8 protein-coding genes are annotated in these 10,258 nt (G+C 74.1%); all 8 read left to right on the forward strand.

The window, feature by feature from the left end; genetic code table 11:
* Window positions 1-38: 38 nt before the first annotated feature.
* The 8 genes from ACFRMQ_RS31245 to ACFRMQ_RS31280 all read left to right on the forward strand — a co-directional run bounded on the left by ACFRMQ_RS31245 (window position 39) and on the right by ACFRMQ_RS31280 (window position 10,189).
* Window positions 39-686 carry an NUDIX domain-containing protein gene (locus ACFRMQ_RS31245; protein WP_380734074.1) on the forward strand — a complete coding sequence of 216 codons (648 nt, stop codon included), beginning with the start codon at window positions 39-41 and terminating at the stop codon, window positions 684-686.
* A 279-nt stretch (window positions 687-965) separates the two neighbouring features.
* Window positions 966-3,107 carry an AAA family ATPase gene (locus tag ACFRMQ_RS31250; RefSeq protein ID WP_380734076.1) on the forward strand — a complete coding sequence of 714 codons (2,142 nt, stop codon included), beginning with the start codon at window positions 966-968 and terminating at the stop codon, window positions 3,105-3,107.
* Window positions 3,108-3,366: 259 nt separating this feature from the next.
* Window positions 3,367-4,482 (forward strand): alanine dehydrogenase, encoded by a 1,116-nt coding sequence (gene ald, locus ACFRMQ_RS31255; protein ID WP_380734077.1) that lies wholly within the window; start codon window positions 3,367-3,369, stop codon window positions 4,480-4,482.
* Window positions 4,483-4,907: 425 nt separating this feature from the next.
* Window positions 4,908-5,975 carry a ParA family protein gene (locus ACFRMQ_RS31260; protein WP_030245868.1) on the forward strand — a complete coding sequence of 356 codons (1,068 nt, stop codon included), beginning with the start codon at window positions 4,908-4,910 and terminating at the stop codon, window positions 5,973-5,975.
* A complete protein-coding gene (locus tag ACFRMQ_RS31265) occupies window positions 5,972-6,589 on the forward strand; it encodes a hypothetical protein (protein WP_380734078.1) in 618 nt (205 codons plus the stop codon). The genes ACFRMQ_RS31260 and ACFRMQ_RS31265 overlap by 4 nt, the downstream gene beginning before the upstream one ends.
* Window positions 6,590-6,981: 392 nt before the next feature.
* Window positions 6,982-7,917: a segregation and condensation protein A gene (locus ACFRMQ_RS31270; protein ID WP_380734080.1), complete on the forward strand. Its 936-nt coding sequence runs from the start codon at window positions 6,982-6,984 to the stop codon at window positions 7,915-7,917.
* Window positions 7,918-8,270: 353 nt separating this feature from the next.
* A complete protein-coding gene (locus ACFRMQ_RS31275) occupies window positions 8,271-8,864 on the forward strand; it encodes an SMC-Scp complex subunit ScpB (protein WP_380734082.1) in 594 nt (197 codons plus the stop codon).
* Window positions 8,865-8,926: 62 nt separating this feature from the next.
* On the forward strand, window positions 8,927-10,189 hold the full coding sequence (locus ACFRMQ_RS31280; protein ID WP_380734081.1) for a pseudouridine synthase: 1,263 nt from the start codon (window positions 8,927-8,929) through the stop codon (window positions 10,187-10,189).
* The last annotated feature ends 69 nt before the right edge of the window (window positions 10,190-10,258 follow it).

Genomic DNA, 10,258 nt, shown 5'->3' on the forward strand with positions numbered 1-10,258 from the left:
GCGTTAGATTGTGTCGTACTGACGAAAAGGGGAGAGCGATGGACGAGCAGAGCCGCCAGGGGATCGCCGACGTGGCGGAGGAGTGGGAGGTCCGGGCGAGCGGGACCCCGTTCCAGGGCAAGGTCACCGGGGTCCGCAGCGAGGAGGTCCGGATGCCCGACGGCAGCTGGGCCCGTCGTGACTACCAGACCCACCCCGGTTCGGTCTCGGTGCTCGCCCTGGACGACGAGCAGCGGGTACTGGTGCTGCGCCAGTACCGCCACCCGGTGCGCCAGCGGCTGTGGGAGCTGCCGGCGGGCCTGCTCGACGTGCCCGGCGAGAACCCGTGGCACGCCGCGCAGCGCGAGCTGTACGAGGAGGCGTACTGCAAGGCCGGCACCTGGCGGATCCTCGCCGACTACTACACCTCCCCGGGCGGCACCGACGAGGCGCTGCGGATGTTCCTGGCCACCGACCTGGCACCGGCCGAGGGCGAGCGCTTCGCGGCCCAGGGCGAGGAGCAGGAGATCGAGGTGCGCTGGGTGCCGGTGCCGGAGCTGATCGAGCTGATCCAGGCCGGGGCGCTGCACAACCCGACGCTGGTCACCGGCACCCTGGCCGTGCACGCCGCGCTCACCGGCCCGGGCGGGCTCGACACGCTGCGCCCGGCGGACTCGCCCTGGCCGGCCAGGCCCTTCGGGGTCTGAGCCGAGCCGGCCCTTCGCGGGTCGAGTCGGCCAGACCTTTCGAGGACCGAGCCGGGCCCCGCCCGTTCCCTCGCGTTGAGTCGTTGGGGTGATTTGCGGATTCGTACGACCGGATGTCACCTCTGCTGAGCCGGACGGTCGAACTACGCTTCGCAGACAGGGCGCCCGCCCCGGGCCGCCTCCGCAGACCCCCGGAGGCTGGGCACCGGATGCCGGGCGTCGGATGCCGAGCGCGGGATGACGTCGGGAGTGGCACGGGTGGCAAGGAAGACGGCGACGATGGATCCCGGCCCCGGCGCGCCCGCCGGGGCCGTCCCGGGCCTGGAGCGGCTGCCCGCCGGGCCCGCGCTCTTCGTCGGTCGGCGGGCCGAACTGGCCGCGCTGCGGGCGGCCGCCGCCCGTCCGGCGAGCGGGCGCTGCCCGGTCCTGGTGCTGGCCGGCCGTCCCGGCTCCGGGCGGACCGCGCTGGCCGCCCGTTTCGCCCGTACCGTCGCCGCCGACTATCCCGACGGCGTGCTGTTCGTCCGGCTGTCCGCCCCGGACGGCGGCCGGATGCCGCCCGCCCGGGCCGCCCGGCTGCTGCTGGAGCAGCTCGATCCGCAGGGCGCCGTACCGCTGCCCGGGGCGGGGGAGGACGGGCGGGACGAGCCGGGCTGCGTGGCGCTGCGCGAGGCGCTCGAAGGGCTGCGGGTGCTGCTCGTGCTGGACGACGTCCGGGACGCCGGGCAGGTGTGGCCGCTGCTCGCCGACGAGCCCGGCTGCCTGGTGCTCGCCACCACGGCCGGGCCGCTCACCGGGATCGAGGACATCGATCCGGTGATCCTCGGCGGGCTGGACCGGCAGGCCTCCGGTGAACTGCTGGCCGACCTGGTCGGCGGCACCCGGATCTCCTGCGACCCGGTGGGCGGGGCCGACCTGGCCGAGGCCTGCGCCAGCCGGCCGGCGGCGCTGCGGCTGATGGCGGGGTGGCTGCGCGGGAACCCGAAGACCGCGGTGACGGACGCGGCGCGTGAGCTCAATCGGGTGGTGGGGGAGCAGACGGCCGCCTCGGGGGCCGCCGGGGCTGTCGGTGCCGCCGGGTCGGAGCCGGAGGGGGCGCCGAAGGAGGGGGCGGAGCGGGGACGGGAGCGGGGACGGGACAACGGGCGGAAGAGGGGGCCGGAGCGAGGACAGGGCAAGGGACGGGAGAAGGCGGCCGCGACGGCCGGGCCGGTGAAGGACGCTCCGGCGCAGGGCGGGCCGGGGAAGAAGGGGGAGACGGAGGAGAAGGGCGCGGACGCCTCCGGTGCCGAGACGGCCGGTGACCCGGCGGACTGGGTGAAGCCCGGTCCCGAGCCGGCCGAGCCGGTGCCCGTCCCAGACAACGACCCGCTGCTCGGCGCCTTCACCCTGCTGTACCGCGGGCTCCCGGCAGTCCAGGCGAGGATGCTGCGCACCCTCACCCTGGCCCCGGCGCAGACCGCGGATCCGCGCACCGCCTCCGCCCTGGTCGGCTGCCCGACGCCGGACGCGGCCGCGACGCTGGCCGCGCTGGCCGAGCGGGAGCTGCTCGGGGAGGAGGCGCCGGCCGCCGACGGCACCCCGCGCTACCGGGTGCCCGGCCGGATCTACCCGCGGCTGGTCCGGCTGCGCGAGCGGGAGGACCGGCCCGCCGAGACCGAGCTCGCCCGAGCCCGGCTGCTGGAGCGGCTGGTCCGGCTCGCCGAGTCGGCCCGGGCGCTGCTCGACCCGGCGGCCGGCCCCGGGCCCGACCCGCTGCCGGCCCCGCTGCGGCTCCACTCGGCCGAGCACGCCCGGGAATGGCTGCTCGGCGAGCGGGAGTCGCTGCTCGGAGCGGTGGCCGACGCGATCGGCCAGGGGGACCTGGACGGTTCGGCCGGGCGGCTGGTCACCGCGCTGCTGCGGGCGCTGCCGCTGACCGGAGCGGCCGCGCCCACCGACCTCTACCGGCTGCACGAGCTGGTGCTGACCGTCGCCGAGCGCAACGGACGCCCCCGCCGGGCCTCGGCCGCGCTGCTCAACCTGGGCGACCTCCAGGCCTCGGCGGGCCACTGGGAACGGGCCGCCGGGCACTACCGGGCCGCCCTGGAACACGCCCGGACGGCCGACGACGAGCCGCTGTGCGCCCGGGCCCTGGAGAGCGCGGCCAACTGCCACCGGGCGCTCGGTGACGCGGTGCGTGCCGCCGACTGGTACGGGCGGGCGCTCGGCCTGCGGCAGGCGCTCGGGGACCACGCGTCCGAGGCCCGGCTGCTCGCCCGGGTCGCCGAGGCGCACACCGCGCAGCGCCGCTTCGACGAGGCCGACCGGGAGTACCGGGCCGCGCTCGCGGTGCTGCGCCGGCTGGGCGACGAACGCGGTCTGGAGGCCGTCGGAACAGCCCTCACGGACCTGCGGGAACGCGTCGACGCGGGATGGTGATGGGCGTTTCGGGAGTATTGTCGAATATGCCTGGTTGGAAGGTCTTTGGTGGGTAAGTCGCAGGGGAAGCCTACGAACCTGCCAATGTGTGCGGGAAAATTATTCACTTTGGAAGGCTGACACGCCGACTGGGCTTCATTACACTCGGACTCAGTCGCGCAGCGATCCCCGCCCCGGGCTCTCCGGAGGCTCCCCACGTGCGCGTCGCCCACCGGTCTTCTCCGGTCGGGACCCCCATGGCAAGAGGACGTGTTCAGTCGTGAAGGTCGGCATCCCCCGCGAGGTCAAGAACCACGAGTACCGCGTGGCCATCACGCCCGCCGGCGTGCATGAGCTGGTCCGCAACGGACACGAGGTCTACATCGAGGACAACGCCGGTGTCGGCTCCTCGATCCCCAACGAGGAGTACGTGGCCGCCGGCGCCACCATCCTCCCCACCGCCGACGAGGTGTGGGCCACGGCCGACCTGCTGCTGAAGGTCAAGGAGCCCATCGCCTCCGAGTACCACCGGCTGCGCAAGGGCCAGACCCTCTTCACGTACCTGCACCTGGCGGCCGACCGCCCCGGCACGGACGCGCTGATCGCCTCGGGCACCACCGCCATCGCGTACGAGACCGTGCAGCAGACGAACGGCGCGCTGCCGCTGCTCGCCCCGATGTCCGAGGTCGCGGGCCGCCTGGCCCCGCAGGTCGGCTCGTACCACCTGATGCGCCCGGCCGGCGGCCGTGGCACCCTGCCGGGCGGCGTGCCCGGCACCCACCCGGCCAAGGCCGTCGTCATCGGCGGTGGCGTCTCCGGCTGGCACGCGGCCACCATCGCCGTCGGCATGGGTTACGAGGTGACCCTGCTGGACCGCGACATCAACAAGCTGCGCGAGGCCGACCGCATCTTCGGCACCAAGGTCAAGACCATCGTGTCGAACTCCTTCGAGCTGGAGAAGGCCGTCCTGGAGGCCGACCTGGTCGTCGGTGCCGTGCTGATCCCCGGCGCCAAGGCCCCGAAGCTGGTCACCAACGAGCTGGTCTCCCGCATGAAGCCGGGCTCCGTGCTGGTCGACATCGCCATCGACCAGGGCGGCTGCTTCGAGGACTCGCACGCCACCACGCACGACGACCCGACCTTCAAGGTCCACAACTCGGTCTTCTACTGCGTGGCCAACATGCCGGGCGCGGTCCCGAACACCTCCACCTACGCGCTGACCAACGCCACCCTGCCGTACGTGCTGGAGCTGGCCAACCGTGGTTGGAAGGAGGCGCTGCGCCGCGACGCCGCGCTCGCCAAGGGCCTGAACGTGCACGAGGGCCAGATCACCTTCCCGGCCGTGGCCGAGGCCTTCGGCCTGGAGTCGGTCTCCCTGGAGAGCGTGCTCGCCTGAACCCCCTGACCGCGCGGCGGTCGTTCGCCCCCGACCCGATCCGTTCGGGCCGGGGGCTTCGCCGTGCCCGTGAACGGCGGATGGAGCGAGCGGGTCGCTCTGTCGTCAATATCCGTCGGTCATGTCACCCGCCCACGGAAACGCCGGGGTCGATGGCCCGCTCATCCCTTGACAGCAGCCCGCTCGATAGTCGACACATCCTGCCCACTACCGTGGATTGTGTTGCTGCGAACGCCTTGAACGGCCTAGAGTCGCAAACCGTCGGCATGCTGCCACGCTGACGAATCGACATAGAGTCCTGGATGCCCAAGGAGGTAAGACGACTTGTGAATGAGTCGACAATTGCTCCCGGGGGTGGTCAGCCAGGACTGGCGGAGCTCACCGCCGGCCAGCCGAGTGAGGAGCCCGGGGCCCGGCAGCCCTCCGTGGGCTCGGCCGAGGTCGGCTCGGTCGCACTCCGTACCTTCGAAGCACGCCAGAACACAGCACAGGTGACCACGGTGACCGATCACGACGCCGACTTGGCGGCCTACGGCCTGGCCTACGGCGAGTTCGCCTACGGCGCCTACGACGACCCGGACGCCGAGTACGAGCCGGACCCGGAGTACGCCGCCACGCTGGCCCCCGACGCCGCGCGCCAGCGCCGCGAGCGGGTCGGCCCGACCGGCCGTCCGCTGCCGTACTTCCCGATCCCCGCGCCGGTCGCCGAGCACGGCCCCGCCCAGATCATCGCCATGTGCAACCAGAAGGGCGGCGTCGGCAAGACCACGTCGACCATCAACCTGGGTGCGGCGCTGGCCGAGTACGGCCGCCGGGTGCTGCTCGTCGACTTCGACCCGCAGGGAGCCCTCTCGGTCGGCCTCGGCGTCAACCCGATGGAGCTCGACGTCACCGTCTACAACCTGCTCATGGAGCGGGGCCTGACGGCCGATGAGGTGCTGCTCAAGACGGCCGTGCCGGGCATGGACCTGCTGCCGTCCAACATCGACCTCTCCGCCGCCGAGGTGCAGCTGGTCAGCGAGGTGGCCCGGGAGTCCGCGCTGGCGCGCGCCCTGAAGCCGCTGCTGCCCGACTACGACTACGTCATCATCGACTGCCAGCCCTCGCTGGGCCTGCTGACGGTCAATGCCCTGACCGCCGCTCACAGCGTGATCGTCCCGCTGGAGTGCGAGTTCTTCGCACTGCGCGGCGTCGCGCTGCTGACGGAGACCATCGAGAAGGTGTGCGAGCGGCTCAACCCCGAGCTGCGCCTGGACGGCATCCTGGCCACCATGTACGACTCGCGCACCGTGCACAGCCGCGAGGTGCTGGCGCGCGTCGTCGAGGCGTTCGGCGAGCACGTCTTCCACACCGTCATCGGGCGGACCGTGCGCTTCCCGGAGACCACCGTCGCCGGCGAGCCCATCACGACGTACGCGACCAACTCGGTCGGTGCCGCCGCCTACCGCCAGCTCGCCAGGGAGGTGCTCGACCGGTGCCGCCCCGCCGAGTGAGTCTCCCGGGTGCCGACGAGCTGTTCCGGACCACCGGCGGGATGGCGCTGTCGCCCTCCCTCGCGCCGCGTCCGGCCGCCGAGGCATCCAGACCGGAGACCGCGCGGACCGGCACCGGCCCGGACGGCGCTGAGGGTGCCGAGTCCGCCCAGGGGGCCCAGGACGAGCGGCAGGTGACGCCGGACCAGCAGGCGACGGCCACCGTGCCGGCGCCCGCGCAGCGGCCCGGCGCGGCCGTCGGGCCCGCTTCCGCCGCCGGCGCCGTCGCGGCCGGGAAGACCGTCCCGGGCGGCCGTGGAGCCGGGGCCGCCCCGGCGGCCCGGACGCACCAGGGCGCCGTGGAGGAGCAGACCGGTGCCGCCGGGCGCGCCCGGCCGCGCGGTCGCGCGCCGCGCCGGCCCAGCGGGCGCGAGCGGCACGACGAGAAGATCACGGTGTACGTGTCCGCCGAGGAGCTCATGGACCTGGAGCACACCCGGTTGGTGCTGCGCGGTGAGCACGGCCTGGCCGTGGACCGCGGGCGGATCGTCCGGGAGGCCATCGCGGTGGTCCTGGCGGACCTGGAGCAGCGCGGTGAGGCCTCGATCCTGGTCCGGCGGTTGCGCGGGCGCTAGGGGCGCGCGGGATCGGGCCGGGCGCGGTGGGGCCGTGGGCCGTCGGGTCGTGTGGCCGTGGACCGGGCGTGGGGAGACCGCCGGGTGGTCGGCAGGGCGTCGCGAAGGCGCCGGGAAGCTGCCGGGAAAGCGTTGGGAAGGCGTCGGGAGGCGCCCGGAGGCGTCCGGAGGCCGTCGGCCTGGATCGGCCGCTGGTGCGGGGCCCGAGGGGGCGTCGTGGCCGCTGGAGGGCTTTCCCGCGGCGGTGGGCGTGCGTGCGCGGGTCGAGGGCTTCGTACGGGCGTACGGGGCTCGCGGGGCGTCCGGGGGGACGCCGGCCGGGGCCCGGTGGGCGGCGTGTCGATGGCCCCCGGGGCGGGGCCGGGGCCGGGGATGGGTGAAGATGGACCGTCATGCCCAGGACCGCCGAACCAGCCGCCACCGCCGCGAGCGCGACCGAGAACGAGTCGCCGGGCGGCTTCCGGGTACGGCTGGACAACTTCGAGGGCCCCTTCGACCTGCTGCTCAGCCTGATCGTCAAGCACAAGATGGATGTCACCGAGGTGGCGCTGGCCACCGTCACGGACGAGTTCATGGCGCACATCCGGGCGATGGGCCCGGACTGGGACCTGGACGCGGCGACCGAGTTCCTGGTGGTGGCCGCCACCCTGCTCGACCTCAAGGCCGCCCGGCTGCTGCCCGTGGCCGAGGTCGAGGACGAGGCGGACCTGGCCCTGCTGGAAGCCCGTGACCTGCTGTTCGCACGGCTGCTCCAGTACCGCGCGTACAAGCGGGCGGCGGCGATCTTCGGCGAACGCTGGGCGGCCGAGCTGCTGCGTCGGCCCCGGAGCGCCGCCCTGGAACCTCGGCAGGCGGAGCTGCTGCCCGAGGTGGTCATCGGCATCGGGACGCGGCGGCTCGCCGAACTGGCGGCCAAGGCGATGGAGCCCCGGCCCGCGCCGGTCGTCTACGTGGACCACATCCACACCCCGCCGGTCAGCGTTCGGGAACAGGCCGGACTGGTGGTCGGGCTGCTCACCGAGCTGGGCGAGGCCTCGTTCCAGCGGCTCGTCGAGGACGCGCCGGACGACCTGGTGGTGGTCGCCCGCTTCCTCGCGCTGCTGGAGCTGTACCGGGAGCGGGTCCTCGCCTTCGAGCAGCCGGAGGCGCTCGGCGAGCTGCGGGTGCGCTGGGTGGCCGAGGAGGGCCGGGGCGTGGTCGAGGTGACGGACGAGTTCGACCGACCGATGGGCGAAGGCGTGCGAGGGACCGGGGAGGAGCGGGCGGCAGGGGTCGGCGGGCCGACGGGCGAGGGCGTGCGAGGGGCCGAGGAGGGCGAGCGGCGATGAGCGGTGGGAACGAGGGCGGGCGGCCGGTGCGGCGTCCGCTGGGGCTGCCGGGACGGCGGTGGGCCGAGGAGTGGCTGGAGCCGGCCTTCGAGCTGCTGCCGGATCGGGACGGGCCGGTCGGGACGGCGTCCGCCGGAGTGGATCCGGGCGGAGTGGATCCGGGCAGGGCGGAGCTGGGCGGGGCGGAGCCGGGCTGGATGGGGCCTGCCGGGGTGGCCGGGCCGTCCGGCGGGGGCGCGTCGGCCGAGGAAGCGCGTGTCGTGCACCAGAAGTCGGCCCCGTCGACTTCCGGTGCCGGGGGGACCGGGGAAGGCGCCGACGTCGGGCTGCGCGCCGAACTGGAGGCCGTCCTGATGGTCGTCGACGAGCCGGTGGCGGAGGAGCGACTGGCCGGGGCACTGGAGCGCCCACGGGCCGAGGTGGCGGCGGCGCTGCGCGAGCTGTCCGCCGAGTACACGGCCCAGGGCCGCGGTTTCGACCTTCGACTGGTCGCGGGCGGCTGGCGGTTCTACAGCCGGGACACCTGCTCCGCGGCCGTCGATCGCTTCCTCCTGGACGGCCGGCAGGCCCGGCTCACCCAGGCCGCGCTGGAGACGCTGGCGGTGGTCGCGTACCGGCAGCCGGTGTCCAGATCTCGGGTTTCCGCCGTCCGCGGTGTGAACTGTGACGGCGTGATGCGTACCCTGGTACAGCGAGGACTGGTGGAAGAGGCCGGATCCGAGCCCGAAACAGGTGCGATCCTGTATCGGACGACGAACTACTTCCTGGAACGGATGGGGCTCCGCGGCCTGGACGAGCTGCCGGAGCTCGCTCCCTTCCTGCCCGAGGTCGACGACGTGGAAGCGGAGTCCCTGGAGGGCACGATGATCGCGGAGGCGGTCGCCGCCGCTGCCGCGCAGGCCGCGGACGGCAGTGGCGAGGCCGGTCGGGCCGGGCCCGATCGGTAGGGGGCGGTGAGGTCGGCCGAAACGACCGCACATCCCAGACGGAACGACGTACGGACACTTTGATGCGTAGCAGTGGCAACGGCAGGAACAGCAGCGGCGGCGGTAGCGGTCGCGGCGGACAGGGCGGGGGCCGGGGCGGCGGCTCCTACGGCGGCGGCTCGTACGGCGGTGGCGGCGGCGGTCGCGGCGGCTCGGGTTCGGGTTCGCGCGGCGGTTCGTACGGCGGTGGCGGCTCGTACGGCGGCGGTCGCGGCGGCTCGGGATCCGGTTCGGGTTCCGGCTCGTACGGCCGTGACGACCGGCGGGACCGTCGCGACGACCGGCGTGACGACCGGCGCTACCCGGACCGCCCGCTGCGGCCGGAGGAGCGCAAGTACGACCGCCCCGAGTACGGCGGCGGCCCCAACGCGACCCCGGCCCGTGGCGGCTATGCCGGCCGGCGCCCCGGCCCGGCCCCGCGCCCGCGCCGTGAGGGCCAGGGCGCCCCGGGCGACCCGCGCCGCCAGCCGCAGCGCTCCCGCGAGCTCCAGGCCAAGATCGAGGACGCCGTCCTCGCCCGGCACGACAAGCCGGCGGTCAAGCTGCCCAAGACCTTCGGCGAGCCCGAGGGCGAGCGCCTCCAGAAGGTGCTGGCCCGGGCCGGCGTCGGCAGCCGCCGCGCCTGCGAAGAGCTGATCGAGCAGGGTCGGGTCGAGGTCAACGGCAAGCGCGTCACCGAGCAGGGCAAGCGGGTCGACCCGCAGAAGGACGAGATCAAGGTGGACGGCCTGACCGTCGCCACCCAGTCCTACCTGTTCTTCGCGCTGAACAAGCCGGCCGGTGTGGTCTCCACCATGGAGGACCCGGACGGCCGCCAGTGCCTGGGCGACTACGTGACCAACCGGGAGACCCGGCTGTTCCACGTCGGACGCCTGGACACCGAGACCGAGGGCATCATCCTGCTCACCAACCACGGCGAGCTGGCCCACCGGCTGACCCACCCGCGCTACGGCGTGACCAAGACCTACCTGGCCGCGATCCAGGGCCCGATCCCGCGCGACCTGGGCAAGCAGCTGGCCCAGGGCGTGGAGCTGGAGGACGGCTACGCGCGCGCCGACAGCTTCAAGGTGATCTCCAACGTCGGCAAGAACTACCTGGTCGAGGTGACCCTGCACGAGGGCCGCAAGCACATCGTCCGCCGGATGCTGGCCGAGGTCGGCTTCCCGGTCGAGAAGCTGGTGCGCACCCACTTCGGCCCGATCGCCCTGGGCGACCAGAAGTCGGGCTGGCTGCGCCGCCTGACCAACCCGGAGGTCGGCCAGCTGATGCGCGAGGTCGGGCTGTAGGCCCGTCCGTATCGCCCGGCCCCGGCCACAGAGGCCGGAACCCCCGGGCACACTGTCGGAGCCCCCGGC

The organism is Kitasatospora sp. NPDC056783 (assembly GCF_042789895.1).
Taxonomy (GTDB): domain Bacteria; phylum Actinomycetota; class Actinomycetes; order Streptomycetales; family Streptomycetaceae; genus Kitasatospora.